Origin of the sequence: Microbulbifer thermotolerans (assembly GCF_001617625.1) — a bacterium.
In the GTDB taxonomy this organism is placed as follows: Bacteria; Pseudomonadota; Gammaproteobacteria; order Pseudomonadales; family Cellvibrionaceae; genus Microbulbifer; species Microbulbifer thermotolerans.
Genome location: NZ_CP014864.1, coordinates 2,765,788 through 2,786,294, shown reverse-complemented (window position 1 = coordinate 2,786,294; position 20,507 = coordinate 2,765,788). Strand labels below are relative to the sequence as shown.

Here is a 20,507-nt window from a genome sequence, read left to right as displayed (position 1 = left end):
ATGGCGCTCGAGCCGAGTGGCAAAAGAAAAGGCCGGGAAAATTCCCGGCCTTTTTTGCACACTCTCTTTCCGTGTATCGGTGAGAGGGGTTATTCCGCGTAGCTCTCTACCGGCGGGCAGGAGCAGATGAGGTTGCGGTCGCCGTAGACATTGTCGATGCGGTTGGAGGCCGGCCACACTTTGTGTGACTTCAGCCAGGACGCCGGGCGGCCGGCCACATCGCGGGAGTAGCTGTGTTGCCATTGGTCGGCCATCACGTCATCCAGGGTGTGCGGCGCATTGTGCAGCGGGTTGTCCTCGGCGCTGTACTCACCGTTGATCACCTGCTCGACCTCTTTGCGGATAATTGTCATGGCTTCGATAAAGCGGTCCAGCTCTTCCTTGGATTCGCTCTCGGTGGGTTCGATCATCAGGGTGCCGGCCACCGGGAAGGACATGGTGGGGGCGTGGAAACCGAAGTCCATCAGGCGCTTGGCGATATCTTCCTCGGAGATGCCGCTGGCCTCTTTCAGCGGGCGTAGGTCCACCAGACACTCGTGCGCGACGAAGCCGTTGCTGCCCGTGTAGAGCAGGGTGTAGTGCTCGGACAGGCGCTTGGCTACATAGTTGGCGTTCAGAATCGCCATCTCGGTGGCGCGCTTCATACCCTGTTTACCCATCATGCGGATATACATCCAGCTGATCGGCAGAATACTGGCGGAACCCCAGGGCGCCGCGGAGATGGTGCCGTTGGCGGTGTCGGTGCCCGGTATTTCGGTCACAGGGTGGCCGGCCAGATAGGGCTTGAGGTGCTCGCCGACGGCGATGGGGCCCATGCCCGGGCCGCCGCCGCCGTGGGGAATACAGAAGGTTTTGTGCAGGTTCAGGTGCGAGACGTCGCCGCCGAACTGACCCGGTGCGGCGACGCCGATCAGGGCGTTCATATTGGCGCCGTCGATATACACCTGGCCACCGGCAGCGTGGATCAGATCGCAGATCTCGCGGATGCCTTCCTCAAACACGCCGTGAGTGGACGGGTAGGTGACCATCAGCGCGGCGATGCGCTCACCGTGTTCCTCTACTTTGGCCTTGAGGTTGTCGATGTCCACGTTGCCCTTGCTGTCGCAGGCGACCACAACCACTTTCATGCCCGCCATCATCGCGGAGGCCGGGTTGGTGCCGTGGGCGGAGGCGGGAATCAGGCAGATATCGCGCTGGGTTTCGCCCTTGGCTTCGAAGTATTTTTTGATTGCTACCAGGCCCGCGTACTCGCCCTGGGAGCCGGCGTTGGGCTGCAGGCTCACGGCGTCGTAGCCGGTGCAGGCGGCCAGCATCTGTTGCAGCTGTTCGAACAGCGCCGCGTAGCCCTGGGCCTGATCGGCGGGGACGAAGGGATGCAGTTTGCCGAACTCCGGCCAGGTTACTGGGATCATCTCCGCGGTGGCGTTCAGCTTCATGGTGCAGGAGCCCAGCGGGATCATAGAGTGGTTCAGCGCTATGTCCTTGGACTCCAGGGTCTTCAGGTAACGCAGCATCTCGGTCTCTGAGTGGTAGCTGTTGAAGACCGGATGGGTGAGGAATTCGCTCTCGCGCGCCAGTGCAGCGGGTAGCCCCTGGGGTCCTTTGGCCGCTATCTCGCTGTCCAGTGCGGACAGATCCAGGCCGTGGGCGGCGCCGCAGAAGGCGTCGAGTATGTCGGATACATCCTGCAGGGTCGCGGTTTCGTGCAGGCTGACACCCAGGGCGTCGCCAGCCACTTTGCGCAGGTTGATTTCCGCATCCAGGGCGCGCTGGTAGATCTCGCCCTGCTTGTCGCCGGTGTTGACGGTGAGGGTGTCGAACCAGCTGTCATGGGCCAGCTCGAAGCCCTTCGCCTTGAGGCCTGCGGCGAGGATATCGGTCAGGCGCTGAATGCGCGCGGCGATTGTTTTCAGCCCTTCGGGGCCATGGTAGATGGCGTAGAAGGCACTCATCACCGCCAGCAGTACCTGGGAGGTGCAGATATTGGAGTTGGCCTTTTCGCGGCGGATATGCTGTTCGCGGGTCTGCATGGCCATGCGCAGGGCGCGCTTGCCTTTGCTGTCTACGGACACGCCGATGATGCGGCCGGGTGCTGAGCGCTTGTAGGCCTCGCGGAAGGCGAAGAAGGCGGCGTGGGGGCCACCGTAGCCCATGGGAATCCCGAAGCGCTGGTTGCTGCCAACCACCACATCGGCACCCATTTCACCCGGTGCCTTCAGGGCCACCAGGCTCATCAGATCGGCGGCAACGGTTACCAGAGCGCCCGCTTCGTGGACTCCGGCGATGATATCAGTCAGATCGCGTACCCGGCCGGTGGAGCCGGGGTATTGCAGCAGCGCGCCGAAGAGTTCCGCGGGAATATCTTTTTCCACATCTCCAACGATCACTTCAAAACCGAAGTGCTCGGCGCGGGTTTTGACTACGGCGATGGTTTGCGGGTGGCAGTCGGCGTCTACGAAAAAGACGTTGGACTTGTTGCGCTTCACCTGGCGTTTGCACATGGCCATGGCTTCAGCGGCGGCGGTGCCTTCGTCGAGCATGGAGGCGTTGGCCATTTCCATGCCGGTCAGGTCCATGATCATTTGCTGGAAGTTCAGCAACCCTTCCAGACGGCCCTGGGCGATTTCCGGCTGATAGGGCGTGTAGGCGGTGTACCAGCCGGGATTTTCCAGCACGTTGCGCAGGATGACGTTGGGCGTAATCGTGTCGTGGTAGCCCATGCCGATAAAGGTACGGTAGATCTTGTTGCGGCTCGCCAGCGCCTTCAGTTCTGCCAGGGCCTCTGCTTCGTCCACTGCATCTGACAGGTTCAGTTCGTCAGTTTTGCGGATGGCGGCGGGCACTGTTTTCTCTATCAGCTCGTCCAGACTGGAAACACCGAGGGTGTTCAACATTTCCCGGGTCTGCGCGTCGTCGGGGCCGATATGGCGCTGGATAAAGGCGTCGTGTTGTTCCAACTGCTGAAGAGATGGCTGAGTCATAAACTTCATTCCTGTAATCGCAGGGAAGTGCGGTTAAACATAGCCCCTGTTTCGATCCCGCGGTTCTGGCATTGGTGCCCTGTTGTTTTTTTGCGGGTAAACGTGGGAGAAGCGGGCGCAGCTGCCAGACAGGCGGATTGCGGGGTCTGGGGGCCGGCGAGCCGGCGCGCATCTTAGCAACCGCGGGCAGTGCCGGCAATCTGGTAGTTTTTGGCGGTAAATGTGCTAAATTGTGTCAAAAAATGTGAGATATATCCTGTTATAACGCAGTCGGCGTAATTTTATTCTGCTGGCGCTCAGAACCCTTCCTTGGTTGTCCGGGCTATCAACCATACTCCCTGGAGATTCTGGGCAGGCGATGGAGCCAAGCCGGCTGGCGCCGACTGTTGTGCTTTTGGGATAGGAGTTGATCCCAGTCTTTTCTGTGGGGTAGCAAAGGAAATGCAGTTACACAGTTTGCGGGTAAAGGCCTGCGTCTTTTCACTCTTGCTAATTGTGGCGATGTGCCTGTTCTTTATTCTGCTGGGCAACAGCAGTCTGCAATCGCTGCTGGAAAAGAGTCGCAACGACCGTTACCTCACTTACCAGTACCAGGTGTCCTGGTTGTTGCAGCAGTCGCGGAAGGATCTTCTTCAGCTCGCAGATCTTGTGGCAGTGGGGCGGGAAGGAGATTCCGGCGACGTGGAAACCATGCAGCGGCTGTTCGATCGCCGCTGGGAATATCTGCGAGCCAGCTGGGGCCTGGAATCCCTGAAATTGTACGCGAATGACCGGCGCCCGCCGATGGTTTGGGGAGAGTCCGCCCGCCAATTGGCACCGGAACAGGTCCGCGAAGTGATCATCAGCGGCCAGTCCCTGGAAAGCATCCACTGCGCGCGCATTTGTGTGCAAAGTCTGGCGGTACCGGTGGCAGTGGGGGGCGGCAGGGAATATGTGTTGCAGTTGGACCGCTCGCTTGCCGGGCTGCTGCTCGCTTTCCGGGAGATCACTGGATCGGACATCGGCATTGTTGCCGAAGTCCGCGGCGCTCCCGCTCAGCATCCCGGCGACTATCTGGAAAACTGGGAGCGGGAGGTGATCGCACTTACTTCCCAGGAAATCCTTCTGCCGCTATTGCACCGGGTAGCCGCAGAGCAGGAGGAATTGCCCGGGCTGCAGTACTCAAAAAGCCACCCCTTCGAAGGGCGTCATTTCGATGTGAAAACCATGCCTGTTCCGGGGGACGGCGATCGCGGGGCCCGCTTTGTCATTGTCGATGACGTTTCGGACCAGGTTGAACATATCGGCAATTCCCTCAGGGTGCTGATAGTGTTCTCGGCGCTTGGTGCCGCTATGTTCACGATTGTGGTTACCAGTGTCTTGTGGCGGCCGATACTGCGGCTGCGGCGCCTGGCGGAGGCGCTGCCCTTGCTGAGCGAGGGCAAGTTTGACGCCGCCCGCAGTTTGATACGGCCTGTGGCCAAACACAGTTCCCGGTTTGACGAAATCGATGTGCTGGATTCCACCGGTCTTGCGGTGTGCGACCAGTTGGAAGTGATGAAAGAAATCGTGTCGCAGAATACGGCGGAGCTGGAGCGGATCGCCATGTACGACACTCTGACGGGGCTGGCCAACCGCCACAATATCAGCGAGGAGCTGAATAAATATCTGCACTGTGGCGACTTCATCGAGGGCACCGCCTACCTGTTTTTCGTCGACCTGGACAACTTCAAGCAGGTGAACGATTCCCTCGGCCACCAGGGCGGCGATGACTTGCTGCGGGTGGTGGCCCAGCGGCTGGTGAGTGTGATGCGCTTTGGCGATATTGTCGCGCGTCTGGGTGGGGATGAGTTTTGCGTCTTCGTGCGCTCTCTGCCAGCGGATGGCACCTATCGCACGCTGGCGGAGAAAATGTTGAAAGTGGTTGCCGAGCCGGTGCGCATTGGCGACGAAATGGTACGGGTTACATTGAGTATTGGCGTTGTCGCCATTCCGGAGCACGGCACGACATTGGAGACCATTCTCGAGAAAGCCGATATCGCCATGTATCACGCCAAGTACCGCGGCAAGAACAAATACCAGCTCTACACGGCGGATCTACCGGGCATCGAGCAGTTGGCGGAAGCCTGCGCGGAGCGGCCGATAGGAGAGGTTGTCGCCGCCGACTCCGGCGACTGACCCCGGGAGGTGCGGCTGTACGGGAGTGCCAGGTACAGCCGCGGGGGGATTACATTTGCTCCATCACCTCGATGCCCAGCAGGTCCAGTCCGGTGGCGATGGTGCGCGCTACCAGATTGCACAGCTGCAGGCGGCTCTGTTTCTGTGCTTCACTCACACCTTCTTTCAGTACCGGACAAGCTTCGTAGAAGGCCATATAGGCGCTGGCCAGGTCGTAGAGGTAGGTGCAGAGCACGTGTGGAAAGGTGTCTTTGGCCACCTGATCCAGCACTTCGCCAAACTGGCACAGTTTGATCGCCAGAGTGCGTTCTTCGGCGGTCTCAAGATGTATTTCGCCCTTCAGCTCGCTAGGCTCCACACCGGCGCGGCGGAAGATGCTGCGCACGCGGGTGTAGGCGTACTGCAGGTAGGGAGCCGTGTTGCCCTCGAAGCTGAGCATGGCTTCCCAGCTGAAAACGTAGTCGTTAGTACGGGTCTTGCTCAGATCGGCGTATTTGACCGCGCCTATGCCCACCTTGCGGGCAATTTCCGCACGGGTGGCCGGGTCCAGGTCGGGGTTTTTCTCCGCCACCAGGTTCGATGCGCGCTCTACGGCTTCGTCCAGCAGGGCGGCCAGTTTGACGGTGCCGCCGGTGCGGGTTTTGAAGGGTTTGCCATCGTCGCCCATCATGGTGCCGAAGGCACAGTGCTCCAGAGTGACGTTTTCCGGCAGGAAGGCGGCTTTGCGGGAGGCGGTAAAGGCCTGCTGCAAGTGCAGGGACTGACGTGCGTCAACCACATAGAGGATGCGATCCGCCTGGAGCTTGTTGGCCCGGTAACGGATTGCGGCCAGGTCGGTGGTAGCGTAAAGGTAGCCGCCGCCTTTTTTCTGGATAATCATCGGGCTGGGGTTGCCCTCTTTGTCAGCCATCTCCTCCAGGAAAACGACAATCGCCCCCTGGTCTTCGACTGCGATGCCGCGGTCGAGCAGCTCTTTGACCAGTACCGGCAGGTCGTCGTTGTACTGGCTCTCGCCGTAGACATCGCTGCGCTTTAGAGTAACGTTCAGCTTTTCGTAGATCTCCTCGCTGTGGCTGATGGAGATATCGATAAATTGCTGCCACAGCTTCAGGCATTCGGGGTCGCCGCCCTGCAGTTTCACCACATATTCGCGCGCGCGGTCGGCAAAGCCTTCCTCGTCGTCGAAGCGCACTTTGGCCTCGCGGTAAAAGGCTTCCAGGTCGGCCAGGGCCACTTCTGCGTCGCTGTTCTCCAGCTTGTCAGACAGGTGTGCCAGCAGCATCCCGAACTGGGTTCCCCAGTCGCCCATATGATTCTGACGAATTACCTTGTGGCCTTGGAATTCCAGCAGCCGCGCCAGGGCGTCGCCGATAATGGTGGAGCGCAGGTGGCCGACGTGCATCTCCTTGGCCAGGTTGGGGTGGGAGTAATCAATTACCACCGTCTGAGGTTCCGCCGCTGGGGCGATATTCAGGCGCGGGTCTTTTTCCGCTGCAGCCAGCTGCTCCGCCAGCCACGCTTGGCTCAAATGAATATTGAGAAAACCGGGGCCGGCGATCTCGACCTTTTCGATCATCTCACCTTTGTCCAGGTGCTCGAGGATTTTGCCCGCCAGCTCTCGCGGATTGGTGCCCATACGCTTGGCTGCGGCCATGGCGCCGTTCGCCTGGTAGTCGCCGAAACCCGCCTTTTTTGCAGGGGCCACTACGGGGCCACAGTCTTCGGGGATACCGGCGGAGATCATAGCGGCCTGGAACTTGTCGGAGAGAAGTTGGCGAATATTCATAGATAGGAGCTGCTGCTGTAATTCGTGGAATCGCGGGATTTTAATGGAGGGCGGCGGCTTTGCAACCGGCCGGGGGGCGTGCTCCTCCGGTACTCTTTCCCCACACCGATGCTATGATGCGGCACAAACAGGGGGGAATGTGAGTAATAACACACTTTACTGGCACGATTACGAAACTTGGGGTACGGATCCCGGTGCGGATAAGCCCGCCCAATTCGCCGGTATTCGTACCGACGAGGACCTGAATATTGTCGGCGACCCGCTGATGCTCTATTGCCGCCCGTCCAGCGATTGCCTGCCGCAACCGATGGCCAGCCTTGTCACCGGCATCAGTCCGCAGAAGGCGCTGGCTGAAGGGGTCCCGGAAATTGAATTTATCCAGCGTATCCTCGCCGAATTGGGTGCGCCAGGTACCTGCGGCGTCGGCTACAACAGCCTGCGCTTCGACGACGAGGTGACCCGCCACACCCTCTACCGCAATCTTCTCGATCCCTATGAGCGGGAGTGGCGCTCCGGCAACAGCCGCTGGGATATTATCGATATGGTGCGCCTGACCTATGCCCTGCGCCCCGAAGGTATTGAGTGGCCGCAGCGGGAGCCGGGTGTGCCGTCGTTCCGTTTGGAGGAGCTGACCGCTGCCAACGGTATTGCCCACGAGGGGGCCCACGACGCCCTGTCCGATGTGCGCGCCACCATCGAAATGGCGAAGTTGGTGCGGGCCAAACAGCCGAAGCTCTATGACTATGTATACCGGCTACGGCGCAAGCAGGAGGCGGCGAAACTGATCGACCTTCGCAGCCGCAAGCCGCTGCTGCATATCTCCGGCAGGGTGCCCGCATCTCAGGGCCACCTGACTTACATAGTCCCTCTGACGATGCACCCGGTAAACCGCAACGCGGTCATTGTCGCCAACCTGGCTATGGACCCCGAGCCGTTGTTTAGTCTGGATGCAGAGGCATTGCGCGAACGCCTCTATACCCCCCGCGACCAGCTGGGAGAGGGCGAGCTGCCGGTAGGACTGAAGCTAGTGCATCTGAATAAGTGCCCGGTACTGGCGCCGGCCAATATGCTCGGCGATGGGCGTGCGGGGGAACTCGGTATCGACAAGGCCGCCAGCGAGGCCAACTGGCAGCGACTGCGGACGGCAGATCTCACGGACAAATTACACCGGGTTTTCCTGGATGGCGAATTTCCACCGCGCGACGTAGAAGCCCGGCTCTACGACGGCTTCTTCAGCGACGCCGACCGGGATCTCTGCCGCGAGCTGCACCGGGGCCTTGCCGAGCGCGGCCCCCAAGCTTTGGCGGCAGAGGTGCCATTTGCCGATCAGCGTCTACCGGAATTACTGTTCCGCCTGCGAGCGCGCAACTTTCCCGAGACACTGTCTGCGGAGGAGCAAAGCCGCTGGCAGGAGTGGCGTTACCGCCGCCTTACCGACCCCGCCGCGGGAGCCAGTATCACTTTGGAATCCTATTTCGAACAGATTGCCGAACTGCGCGAGCAGTTTCCCGACAAGGTAGCGCTGTTGGACCAACTGGAGGCCTGGGGCGACAGTCTGCTGGCATAAGTGAAGTGGGGCGTTACCGGTTTAGTGGAGGCTGCGGGATGTGTTCGCGTCTTTTGACACCGTAACTCCGGTGCCGGGCGCGCCAAAATCAGTGACAGCGCTTATGTGAATTCATCAGAGGTTCCCTAGGGAACCTCTGAATAATTCGTGTGAACACAATGGTAGGTTCCGGGGCGCTCAGGTAATAGGACGGATATTTCGAAAACGCACGAGTACTTCCCTGTAGCTCCGACGGATACCTCCCTGTATCCGACGGTTTCGAAATATCCGTCCTATCACCTGGGCTTCATATCCGCCCCAAATGAATTAATCAGAGGTTCCCTAGGCGCTTTACCTGGGGGCGAGTAAAATGCCTGCGCTAAAAACTCGCGCCCCAGGGCGCAACCAACGGAGTAACAATGGACTTTATCGGAGCCAATATCCTATCCGTCAGCCAGTTTGAACGCGGCGATATTGACCGTGTCTTCCAGGTAGCAGACAAAATGACCCCTTATGCACGCCGGGAAAGGGTCACCCGGGTACTGGAGGGGGCTATTCTTGGCAATATGTTTCTGGAGCCGAGTACCCGGACCCGTCTCAGTTTCGGTGCGGCCTTCAACTTGCTCGGCGGCACTGTGCGCGAAACCGTGGGCATCAAGGCCAGCGCCATGGCCAAGGGAGAATCCCTCTACGATACGGCGCGGGTGCTGTCCGGCTATAGTGACGTTATCTGTATGCGCCACCCACAAGAGGGCTCAGTGGCGGAATTCGCCGCCGCCAGCCGTGTGCCCGTAATTAATGGCGGTGACGGTGCCAATGAGCATCCCACTCAGGCGCTGCTGGATCTCTACACCATCCGCAAGGAATTGGAGGCCAACGGCCGCTCCCTTGATGCCTTCCGCATCGCCATGATCGGCGACCTCAAGTACGGGCGCACGGTGCATTCTCTGTGCAAGCTGCTTTGCCTGTTCAGTAATGTGCAGATCATACTGGTGTCGCCGCCGGAGCTGGCAATGCCAGAAGCAGTGGTGGAAAAGCTGCGCAGTGCGGGCCACCAGGTGAAGATTTCCGATCAGCTGGAAAGCGCGATATCTCAGGTAGATATTGTCTACTCCACCCGCATACAGGAAGAGCGCTTCGCCTCCCAGGAAGAGGCCAACCTCTACCGCGGTCGCTTCCGCCTGAACCGGGAAATCTTTACCCGCTACGCGCAGCCGAACACCGTGATTATGCATCCGCTGCCGAGAGATTCCCGCGCGGAGGCCAATGAACTGGACACCGATCTCAACGAGCATCCCAGCCTCGCTATCTTCCGCCAGACGGACAACGGCCTGCTGGTGCGTATGGCGCTCTTCGCCCTGCTGCTGGGGGTGGAGGGCAAGGTCGATCACTACGCTCGCGAAGTGCGCTGGCACAGTCGCCGCAACCCGGAGAGCCTCTGAGCACCAGGGAACCTCTGATTATGAACACAATGGTAGGTTCCGGGGCGCTCAGGCAATAGGGCGGATATTTCGAAAACGCACGAGTACTTCCCTGTAGCTCCGCCGGATACCTTCTTGTATCCGACGGTTTCGAAATATCCGTCCTATCACCTGAGCTTCACATCCGCCCCGGAAGAACCTCTGCCGCCAGGAAATGAATTAATCATAGGTTCCCTAGGTTCGGGTGAGTGCTCCCTGTCAGCTCGCGCGGGCTGGCTAGCTCGCGCCTGCGCTCCCCCGGCGGGGTGGCGTATGTGAAACCGGTTGCGGGGTTTTCTGTTACGCTGTAGCTGTTGCCACTCTCGTATCCGGGAGGGATGCCATGTCGAAATGGATTTCGAAATTGAGTCTCAGTGTCGCCGTGCTGCTGCTTGTGGCTTTTATCGCCGCTGGCGCCGGCGGCCAGCAGCAAGTCCGCCCCCATATTGCTCTGCTTTCCATTGAAGGGCCAATAGGTCCCGCCACTACCGACTATCTGGTGCGGGCAACGGAGGAAGCGGCAGAAGCGGGTGCACAATTGATCGTGATCCAGATGGACACGCCCGGTGGCCTGGACGCCGCCAGCCGCGACATTATTCAGCATATTCTCGCTTCCCCGGTGCCTGTCGCCACCTATGTGCATCCGGCAGGTGCCCGGGCTGCCAGCGCCGGCACCTATATTCTCTATGCCAGTCAAATCGCTGCCATGACACCGGCCACCACCCTGGGCGCCGCCACTCCAGTGCAGATGGGCGGTATGCCCGGGCAGCCCGCTCCCGGCGAGCAGCCCGGCGACCAGTCAGCCGGGAAAGAAGACAAGGAGCGCGAAGAGGGCGCGGCCAGCAACGGGAAAAAGGCGGTACCGGATTCCGGAACCGCCATGCAGCGCAAGATCGTCAATGACTCGGTGGCCTTTATCCGCGGCCTGGCCAAACGCCACGGGCGCAACGCAGACTGGGCGGAAAAAGCGGTGCGGGACGCCGCGACTCTCACCGCGAGCGAGGCCCTGGAAGAGAATGTCATCGATATTGTGGCCAACAATACACAAGACTTGATCAAACAGTCCGCCGGGCGCGAGGTAATTTTGGATGAGGGCTCACTCACCCTGTCTTCGGATCTCGCCGATCTGCCACTGGAGTCTTACCGGCCGGACTGGCGCAACGAATTGCTGGCGCTGATCACCAATCCGCAGATTGCCTATATTTTGTTGCTGATCGGTATCTATGGGTTGATTTTCGAGGGCTATAACCCCGGCGCCCTGGTGCCCGGCATCATCGGCATTATCTGTCTGTTGTTGGCGTTCTATGCATTGCAGGTACTGCCAATCAACTACGCCGGTCTAGCGCTGATTGTCGTCGGTGTGGCGTTGATTGTCGCGGAGGTCTTTGTGCCCAGCTTCGGCGCACTGGGCATAGGCGGCATTATCGCGCTGGTGATCGGCTCGGTGATGCTGATCGACACCGACGTCCCCGGCATGCAAGTATCGCGCGGATTGATTGGCGCTATCGCCGGCGTCAGTGGCCTGGCGATGTTGGGCATATTGTTGGCTGTGGGCAAGAGTCTGCGCAAGCCGCGCCCGGCCATGGATCAGGCGCTGGTGGGAAGCGCCGCGGTGGTCAGCAATATCGAGGACGGCGACGTACTGGTGCACCTCAACGGCGAAATCTGGCGGGCTAGTTGCGCGCAGCCTTTGCGGCAGGGGCAGCGGGTGCGGGTTGTGGCGCAAAAGGGGCTATTGCTGCAGGTCGAACCCGAAGAAAGCGGCTGAGGGGGCCACTGGAACCTCGACAGTGAATGGATCGGAGGTTCTCTAAAGGAGCCTCTGATTAATTCATTTGGGGCGGATATGAAGCTCAGGTGATAGGACGGATATTTCGAAACCGTCGGATACAGGGAGGTATCCGTCGGAGCTACAGGGAAGTACTCGTGCGTTTTTGAAATATCCGTCCTATTACCTGAGCGCCCCGGAACCTACCATTGTGTCCACACGAATTATTCAGAGGTTCCCTAAAGCAAGGAAGGAGAAAAAGGATGTTCAGTTATTTTTTGGGGCTGTTGATTGCAGCGGTAGTGCTGCTGGTGATGTATGCCGTGCGCATCATGCGCGAATACGAGCGGGCGGTGGTGTTTTTTCTCGGGCGCTTTCAGGCGGTCAAAGGGCCGGGGCTGATCATCATTATCCCGGTTATCCAAACAATGGAGCGAGTGGATCTGCGGGTAGTGGTGATGGATGTACCCACTCAGGATGTCATCAGCCGCGACAATGTCTCGGTCAAGGTCAATGCGGTGGTTTACTACCGGGTGGTCGATCCGGAGAGGGCGATTATTAATGTGGAGAATTTCCACGAAGCGGTGAGCCAATTGTCACAGACCACTCTGCGTTCGGTGCTGGGCAAACACGAGTTGGACGAAATGCTTTCCGAGCGGGACAAGCTTAACGTGGATATTCAGAAGATCCTCGATGAGCAGACCGATATTTGGGGAGTGAAGGTCACTAACGTGGAGATCAAGCACATTGATTTGGACGAGAGTATGATCCGAGCCATCGCCCGACAGGCGGAAGCGGAGCGTATGCGTCGATCCAAAGTGATCCACGCGGAAGGTGAGTATCAGGCCGCGCAGAAACTCACCTTGGCTGCGGAGCAGCTGGCAAAAAGTCCCAATGCAATCACTCTGCGCTACATGCAGACACTGATTGATATTGCCGGAGAGCAGAACTCTACTATCGTCTTCCCCCTACCACTGGATCTGGTGCAACCGCTGGTGAAACTGGCAGAGAAAAATTCCTGACAGCGGCAGCGCTGCTCTGGGATTTAGCACCATCAAATCCGCTGGAGAATCCCTAAGGAGCCTCTGATTAATTCATTTCCTGGTGGCAGAGGCTCTTCGCGGGCGGATGTGAAGCTCAGGTGATAGGACGGATATTTCGAAACCGTCGGATACAGGGATGTATCCGTCGGAGCTACAGGGAAGTACTCGTGCGTTTTCGAAATTTCCGCCCTATTGCCTGAGCGCCCCAAAACCAGCTACAGCACGCACATGAATTCATCAGGGTTCTCTGGGTCAATTCAGGCGATAGTTGTGACTCGCCACGGGGGGAGGCAGGGGGTGTTCTCCAAGGGTTTGCAGGCATTCTCTTTCCAGAGTACGGGTCAGCGCATTCAAGGCAAGGCCGTTGTCGTTAATGGCAAAGGGTTGCTCCAGATCGCAGCTGAGCTCGTCCAGACCAAAAAACGCGTAGGCCACGATTGCTGTAAGCAGTGGTGTCGCCAGACCGCTGTCGGCCACCAATCCGAACGGGAGTAGAAAACAGTAGATATAGCAGACCCTGTGTACCAGCAACATGTAAGCAAAGGGTATTGGTGTATTGAAGATGCGTTCACAGCCGGCCTGAACCGCACTTAGCGCCACCAGCCGTTGCTCGAAATTGCGCGCAGTGACCGAGTCTATGGCACCTTTGCTGACTTCTAGCGCAATTTGCTCGCCAATTAGCTGGAGAATTCGATCAGGGCGATTAACCGCTTGATCGACTGTTGCGCAGTCAGCCGCGGATAGCCATCGACGGACTTTCGGCATAGGGTCCTGATTGCGCAATTGATCGCGCAGGCAATCGGTAAACGCCATCAGACACTGGACTATGTGGCGATGGAGTGCGGATTGCCCCCCTCCATAACTGAGACCGAGGCGAAGTAAGCTGCGACCTTCGAAAAGTAACTGCCCCCAGAGCCTACGCCCTTCCCACCAGCGGTCGTAGCAGGCGTTGTTGCGAAACCCCAGGTACAGAGACAAAGCGATACCAATAAATCCGAACGAAGCCGTGTTTAGTTGCGGAAACAGGGAAGGAAATTTTAGATGCACCCAGACCACTACCGACGACAGTAACGCTACCAGCAGAATTTGCGGTATCACACGGGGAATGATCGAGCCGTGGTAGACAAAGAAAAGTGCCAGGAAACCCGGCTTGCCGCGCACAATCACAGATGACCTCGAGCAGTGAATTACGTGGAGAGAAGGGGGGCTCTAAATCCTGTAGCCCTCTACAGAAACGGCCCGGCATTATCGGCCGTCGATGGTGTAGGGTATTTATGATTAATTCGTGCGAGCGCGGTAGCTAACTCTGGGCGTCCAGAAATTAACTACAGCGCTCACATGAATTAATCAGAGGTTCCTTAGAAAAGTTTTTCCAACAGGGTTTGCGTCGAGCTGTCCCAGTCTTCCGGTGCTGTTTTGCCGATCGCTTCGTGGATACGTGCCCCGAGCAGTTTGCCCAGTTCGACACCCCACTGATCGAAGGGATTGATGCCCAGCAGACAGCCGTGCGTGAATACTTTGTGCTCGTAGAGCGCCAGCAGTGCGCCCAGGTGGTGTGGGTCCAGGCGCTCGATAATCAGGGTGTTGCTCGGGCGATTACCTGGTACCACTTTATGCGGCGCCAAGGCCTGGGCCTCGCGATGGGTGTGGCCCTGTTCTTCCAGTTCCTGTCGGGCTTCGTGCAGGCTTTTGCCGCGCAGCAGTGCCTGGCTCTGGCTGATACAGCAGGACAGTAGCCATTGGTGTTGTTCGCGCAGCTCCGAAGTGGGTTCCTTGACTGCGATAAAGTCCGCCGGAATCAGATCGGTGCCCTGGTGCAGCAGCTGGTGGAAAGAGTGCTGGCCGTTGCTGCCTTCAGTGCCCCAGATAACACTGCCACTCGGGTAGGACAGAAACTGTCCCTCTCGGGTGACTCCCTTGCCCAGGCTCTCCATATCCAACTGCTGCATCCAGGCGGGAAATTGTGCCAGTCGGCGGGCGTAGGGGAGTATCACCTGACTGCCGGCACCCCAGCACTGGCGATACCAGAAGTGGATCAGTGCGAGTAGTACCGGCAGGTTTTCGCCCAGGGGCGCACTGGCAAAATGCGTATCCATTGCGTGGGCGCCGGTCAACAGCGCCTCAAAAGTTTCGTAGCCGCAGGCCAGTGCGATCGGGAGTCCAATAGCGGACCACAGGGAGTAGCGGCCGCCCACCCAATCCCACATGGGGAAGATATTTTCCGCGGCTATGCCGAAGTCCTGGGCGGCGACAATATTGCTGCTCACCGCGACAAAATGCTTTGCCAGGTCGCTCTCGGGGCAGCCGGCATCTAGTATCCACCGGCGTGCGGACAGGGCATTTTGGCGGGTTTCCAGGGTGGAGAAGGACTTGGAGGCAACGATAAACAGAGTGTTTTCCGCTGGCAGTTTGGCAATGGTGTCACTCAGATCGGCGCCGTCGATATTGGCCACGAAGTGTACGGAGATATCGTCTTTCTGCCAGGGGCGCAGTGCTTCAACTACCATGCGCGGCCCCAGATCGGAGCCGCCAATGCCGATATTGACAATGTGCTCAATGCGCTTGCCCGTGAAGCCGCGCCAGTTGCCACTGTGAATCTGTTCAGTGAATTTCCGCATCTGCTCGCGGCAATCCGCCACTGCTTGTTCGTGCTCTGTCTGGGGCTCTCCTTGAAAGCGCAGGGCACTGTGTAGGGCGGGCCGGTGTTCCGTGTTGTTGATCGCGGCTCCGCTGAGCAGGGCCTGGATTTGTTCCGGTAAATCTATCTGCTCGGCGTAATTCAGCAGTAGCTGGAGGGTGTCGTCGCGCAGGTGGTTTTTGCTGTAGTCCAGATAGATGCCGGCTGCCTCGGCGCTGAAGCGTTGGGCCCGCTGGTTGTCGCTGGCGAACAGGTCCCGCAGAGACCATTTGTGCTGTTGCTGGTGGGAATTGAGGTGCGCAATGGCAGTGGTGTGACTAGAGGTTAGGGCTTCGCTTGTCATGGTGTTTTTGAGGTTACTACATCTAGGAGGCGGTTGTCCGTCACGGACGAAGGGGCCAATCCTAACGGGATTTTATGCGGTGGGCCAGATGTGATGCGGGGCTGTTGAGGAGGGTTTAGAGTGCAAATATCGCTTCTAAAAGTGGTGATTTGTGTGGTGATTCATACGAAATGAGGCTTGCGATCCTTTTAGGCAAGCCTCATTTAGTATGAATCACCACACTGGTCCTGCTCGAAAATAGTCTTATTTGACCACTTTCATGCAGCGCACGGTGTCGGAAGCCATCCAACAATCCGCGTCCGCGGGGCAGGCCATGGACATTGGAATTTGCTCAGAGCCCGGAGGGCAGGCTGCCGGTGGCACAGGCGCCGCACAGCAGCCCGCCAGAATCAGTGCACTGATAATTCCCATTAAGTACTTGGCTGGAGTGAAATTCATCCCCTAACTCCTTTCCGTTGATGATTAGCTATTAGCATAGCCAACAAAACGTCACCTGTTTGGTCTGCTTTGTAAAAGTCTTTTCTACAAAGGTACCGCCCAATGGAGTGTAATAGGCGCACGGTTTAAATAGCTGCCAGTGGTGAAGTCTGGATAAATCTTGTGCCAGTTTGTCGCACGGCATTACCTAGATTTAGCGACTCTTCTGCCAATTCAATCGCAGGGCTATTGCGGGGCAGCAGATTTTTTTCGCGGCAAAATAAAAATATCCGGCCGCGGTTGAAGGGACTGCGCCGATTGCCCAGGGTGGCCTCTGATTAATTCGTCTTGAAGCCTATGGAGCCTCCGATTAATTCGCTTCCCGGTGGTAAAGATACTTCGAGGCCAGATGAGAAGCTCAGATGATAGGCTGAGCGGCTCGGAACTAATTGCAGCACTTCCATGAATTAATCAGAGGTTCCTTATCGGGAACTCTAAAGCTGGGTGGAAAGCTCCAGAAAGCGGGTGGGCCAGTCTAAATATAAGGTGCGGGGGCTTTCTTCATCGCTATGCCATTTGCGACAAGGTTACACGTGTAACTTTTCTTGTGCTTGGTGGGCTTATCGAGTTTGCACGATAGTACTTTTGTTTGCTGGCCCTTTAGGGATGGAATAAAATGCTCGATTTAGTCGAATTTACTCCAATATAAGGCTGGCGATTTATGGCTTTTGAATACGGGGCTCAGAAACTCAACATCCGCAATCCCTTCCGCTTTGAGGGGATGATTCGATCTGCGCGGGGGCTTGTGCTAGTTGGCGTTGGTGTCTACCTGCTGTTGGGCATTCAGTCTGTGCTTTCTGAAAATAAGTTGCATGCTTGGGTGAACCTGGTGATCGGTGCACTCTTTGTCGCAGGTGGCTTGAAGGCGCTGGGTGGTGGTTTGTTTCAAGTCATGCGTTTCTTCGTTGGCCGGGCGGCGCCAGCTTCACTGGCCCGCAATGTGGCCCGGGAAGCGGTCAATGAAAATGAACCGACACTCTATTCTGCTCGCTCTCTGCACAATATGTTGATGAGCAAAAGCAATCCCACTTTCGTAGAACCTGTGGGCTGGTTCGGTCGGGCCGTTCATTCTATTTTCCCAAACCTGATTGTTACTCCTTGGCCGATGCGCAACATGGCTCAGAATCTGGCCCTGAAAGTCGCCAAGAGCCTGGTGGCCTTGGTCGCCTTCGCGGTAGCCAGCTTAGTACTCACCATGGTCTTCAGCAGTCAGGAAACGGGAGAGACAGGTAGTGTCGTAGTTTCCCTGATGCTGCAGTTTGTGTTGTTGGTGTATCTCGGTTTGGTGTGGGCAAGGCTCGGCAATCCGCTGGCGCCAGAGAATCTGGGGAAGCTGCACGGCACCAATAGAAAAGGGCTGACGATGATGGTTATCGGTGCCATCGTGGTGCCTATCTTGCTGGCTCAGCTTTGGAACGGCGTATCTTGGGGGGTTAAGGCTGAACTCGCGCAATTCTTGCCACAGCTGGAGGCGATGTTTCATACCGGTTCACTGCTGGTGTTGACAGTGATAGGGGCTCTCGCCGTCGCAGTTATTACCGTTTTATTGATCCGGGCCCGGATTGGAATGGTTGCCATCGATACCGCCAGCTCGGAGCGCAATGCGAGCTGGCGCTACGATCTGCATCCGCGCCAGATTTTCACGACCCTGAGAGACTTGGTGCTGATGGACAAGCGCCAGCAGGAGCTTCCAAATCGCATTTATCAGGACAGCAACGACACCGGCCAGGCAAACCGGGAGAACGAGCAGTTCAATGGAGACCTGTTGGTGGAAATCCAGCCGGTGGCGGAAGAATTGAAAGAGCCGGGTTCTCTGCGCTGGGCCCGGATTACTGGCACTGTGCTGGCGCAGGTGTTTCTGTTGATCGGGGCGTTGATCTTCTTGTGGGTAGCGAACCGGGGGCTGGACCACGCCGCGCTTCTGGGGATGGAAAACAGCCCTCTTACGAATCCGCAAGCGCACATTGAGCTGTTTTTGATCCCAGTGGGCGGCACTGTGGCTCTGCTGCTTGCCAGTTTGCTGTTGTTGGGTTTCGGCCGCACTCTGGCCCGCATCTGTCACTTGTTCTGGGCGGAGGTATTCTTTAAGTCCAACCTGATCGACTTCCATTGTGAAGGAACCGTGATGCACACCACGCATTTCCGGGGTGCAGACCGACACAGTGCTTCCAGTGAGCAGGATGTATTCAGTTTCGATGCCACCTATTTTGCGCTGGCCGCTGAGGCCGTGAGCTCGACCTTTGCGGTGTCGGGTCAAAATAATCTGGAACAGCCCCGTTACTTGCTGTCCCTCAATGCCTGTGATGGTTTTATTAATAGCGTGATAGGCGATCTGGAAAATGCCTTCCGCCAGCGCCACGAGGAGATTCAGAGTGACAAGCAGATAGATCAGGAGCAGCGGCTGGATTACATCCGCCGGGAGCAGGAAGCGCGCCGCGCCGGCGATATGGCGGCGCAGGGGCTGGTCGCGCCCCAGCAGCCGACCGCATTGGAGGCCGACCCGGTTCAGGATCCAAAGCGGGAGCAAATCAGCCGCTGGGAGGGCGAGTCCAACGAGTGAGGTAGGGCAGTCTGGCAGTACACACAATGAGGGCCGCGTCGCGGCCTTCATTATTTTAAGGGTCACCTGGAGCAGTGCCGATAGAGGAGCTTCGATTCCTATGTCTCCGGCGGCTCAGGCTTTTCCCCAATCTCTTTTCACCGTTGTGAAGTTGCTGGAGAGAGCGGCATCTGCTTGAAATGGAACCAGCCGTAGGTGATCGCCAACAGCGGGCAGATTAGATTGAACAGGGCGTAGGGCGCATAGGCAAAGGTGGCCACACCCAGTGTCGCGCTCATATAGGCGCCGCAGGTGTTCCAGGGGATCAGCACGGAAGTGATGGTGCCCGAGTCTTCCAACGTGCGCGACAGGTTCAGTCCGTGCAGCCCCTTGTCGGCGAAAGCATCGCGGAACATGCGCCCGGGAATAATGATGGCCATGTATTGGTCTCCCGCAGCGGCGTTCATGCCGAAGCAGGTAAATACTGTCGCAGTCACCAGACCGCCGACGGTTTTTACCCGTGACAGAGTCCAGTCGACGATCACCTGCAGGAAGCCGGCGCGCTCCATGGCGCCGCCAAAGGCCATGGCGGAGATGATCAGCCATACCGTGTTGAGCATGCTGCTCATCCCCCCCTTGGAGAGCAGTTCAGCGACGTTTTCGTTGCTTGAGGTGGATTTGTAACCGTCGAAAAGGCTGTACCAGGCGCCCTTGATGGCTGCGAGGAAGCTGTCCCCACCGCCTAGGCGGCGCGCGGTTTCCGGCTCAAAGATCAGTCCGATGGCGCAGCCCACCAGGGAGCCGATGATCAGTGTCGGGTAGGCGGGAATCTTGCGCCAGGCCATTATCAGCAGCAGCGCCAGCGGAATTAGGCTGACAAGGGATATATTGAACTCCTCCCGCAGCGCCGCCAGCAGCTGTTCAATGTCGGTCGCTGATACGCTGCCGGTATCGGCGGTGAAGCCGAAAACGGAGAAGATAATCAGGGCGGCGAGAAATGCCGGCATGGTGGTCCACAGCATGTGGCGGATGTGCAGGAACAGGTCGTTGGAAGTGACCGCCGCGGCCACATTGGTAGTGTCGGACAGGGGCGACATCTTGTCGCCGAAGTAGGCGCCGGAGATCACTGCACCTGCGGTAATGGCCGGGTTCAGGCCGAGGGCGCCGGAGATACCCATGAGCGCCACGCCGAGGGTGCCGGCGGTGGTCCAGCTGGAACCGATGCTGAGGCCGACGATGGCGCAGATAAGGCAGCTGGCGGCGTAAAACCACTGCGGCGAGAGAATCTGCACTCCGAAGTAGATCATCGAAGGCACAGTGCCCGCCAGGATCCAACTGCCGATCAGCGCGCCCACGGCGAGCAGTATCAGGATGGCGCCGAACACCAGTCCGATGCCGTGCAACATGCCCCCTTCCATATCACTCCAGCTGTGGCCGTTTTTCATGCCCATCAGTGCCACCACGCCGGCACTGAGCAACAGGGCGATCTGATTGGGGCCGTAGGAGGAGTCGGCACCGTAGAAGTACACCGACAGAGAAAGTAGGGCGATCAGCAGGCCCAGGGGAACCAGGGCATCAGTGAGGCTGGCTTTGCGAATGTCGGGGTTGGAACTGGTCTGACTCAAGGTGAACTCCAGGTCTACAGCTGTTCATTATCGTTCTTGTTGCCGTCGGCGACGGGGGAAAGCGGTCTATTCTCCCGGCTGATGTGCCGCGTGTCTACACCGGCTGGTCGAGCGCGGCGCTGGCAGTTCGCCCGCGCTTCCGGT

General features: G+C 58.2%; 12 protein-coding genes. 6 read left to right on the top strand and 6 right to left on the bottom strand.

Going from position 1 to position 20,507, the window contains the following annotated elements:
* Positions 1-89: 89 nt before the first annotated feature.
* Complete coding sequence (gene gcvP / locus A3224_RS11555; RefSeq protein ID WP_067154707.1) at positions 90-2,981, bottom strand: aminomethyl-transferring glycine dehydrogenase; 2,892 nt, start codon at positions 2,979-2,981, stop codon at positions 90-92.
* 441 nt (positions 2,982-3,422) lie between these two features.
* On the opposite strand from gcvP, the gene A3224_RS11550 reads away from it, so the two are divergent.
* The gene (locus A3224_RS11550) at positions 3,423-5,138 is read left to right on the top strand and encodes a diguanylate cyclase (RefSeq protein WP_067154704.1); all 1,716 of its coding nucleotides are present in this window, start codon (positions 3,423-3,425) and stop codon (positions 5,136-5,138) included.
* A 49-nt stretch (positions 5,139-5,187) separates the two neighbouring features.
* Here the strand turns inward: A3224_RS11550 and argS are convergent, their stop codons facing one another.
* Positions 5,188-6,924, bottom strand: a complete 1,737-nt coding sequence (argS, locus tag A3224_RS11545) for an arginine--tRNA ligase (RefSeq protein ID WP_067154702.1) — start codon at positions 6,922-6,924, stop codon at positions 5,188-5,190.
* A gap of 139 nt (positions 6,925-7,063) precedes the next feature.
* On the opposite strand from argS, the gene sbcB reads away from it, so the two are divergent.
* The 4 genes from sbcB (at position 7,064) to A3224_RS11525 (ending at position 12,720) form a co-directional block, all read left to right on the top strand.
* A complete protein-coding gene (gene sbcB / locus A3224_RS11540) occupies positions 7,064-8,491 on the top strand; it encodes an exodeoxyribonuclease I (RefSeq protein WP_067154698.1) in 1,428 nt (475 codons plus the stop codon).
* Positions 8,492-8,889: 398 nt separating this feature from the next.
* A complete protein-coding gene (locus A3224_RS11535) occupies positions 8,890-9,912 on the top strand; it encodes an aspartate carbamoyltransferase (RefSeq protein ID WP_067154696.1) in 1,023 nt (340 codons plus the stop codon).
* A 361-nt stretch (positions 9,913-10,273) separates the two neighbouring features.
* Positions 10,274-11,698 carry an NfeD family protein gene (locus tag A3224_RS11530; protein ID WP_067154693.1) on the top strand — a complete coding sequence of 475 codons (1,425 nt, stop codon included), beginning with the start codon at positions 10,274-10,276 and terminating at the stop codon, positions 11,696-11,698.
* A 263-nt stretch (positions 11,699-11,961) separates the two neighbouring features.
* Entirely contained in the window at positions 11,962-12,720 is a 759-nt protein-coding gene (locus tag A3224_RS11525) for a slipin family protein (RefSeq protein ID WP_067154690.1), read from the top strand.
* 273 nt (positions 12,721-12,993) lie between these two features.
* Here the strand turns inward: A3224_RS11525 and A3224_RS11520 are convergent, their stop codons facing one another.
* The 3 genes from A3224_RS11520 to A3224_RS11510 form a co-directional block, all read right to left on the bottom strand.
* The gene (locus tag A3224_RS11520; RefSeq protein WP_231902370.1) at positions 12,994-13,902 is read right to left on the bottom strand and encodes a bestrophin family protein; all 909 of its coding nucleotides are present in this window, start codon (positions 13,900-13,902) and stop codon (positions 12,994-12,996) included.
* A gap of 197 nt (positions 13,903-14,099) precedes the next feature.
* A complete protein-coding gene (gene pgi, locus A3224_RS11515) occupies positions 14,100-15,722 on the bottom strand; it encodes a glucose-6-phosphate isomerase (protein ID WP_067154684.1) in 1,623 nt (540 codons plus the stop codon).
* A gap of 243 nt (positions 15,723-15,965) precedes the next feature.
* Complete coding sequence (locus A3224_RS11510) at positions 15,966-16,160, bottom strand: hypothetical protein (protein WP_067154681.1); 195 nt, start codon at positions 16,158-16,160, stop codon at positions 15,966-15,968.
* A 700-nt stretch (positions 16,161-16,860) separates the two neighbouring features.
* Here A3224_RS11510 and A3224_RS11505 point away from each other — a divergent pair.
* Positions 16,861-18,759 (top strand): hypothetical protein, encoded by a 1,899-nt coding sequence (locus A3224_RS11505; RefSeq protein WP_067154678.1) that lies wholly within the window; start codon positions 16,861-16,863, stop codon positions 18,757-18,759.
* A gap of 137 nt (positions 18,760-18,896) precedes the next feature.
* Here A3224_RS11505 and nhaC read toward each other — a convergent pair whose 3' ends face one another.
* Complete coding sequence (nhaC, locus tag A3224_RS11500) at positions 18,897-20,363, bottom strand: Na+/H+ antiporter NhaC (RefSeq protein ID WP_067154675.1); 1,467 nt, start codon at positions 20,361-20,363, stop codon at positions 18,897-18,899.
* Positions 20,364-20,507: the final 144 nt, after the last annotated feature.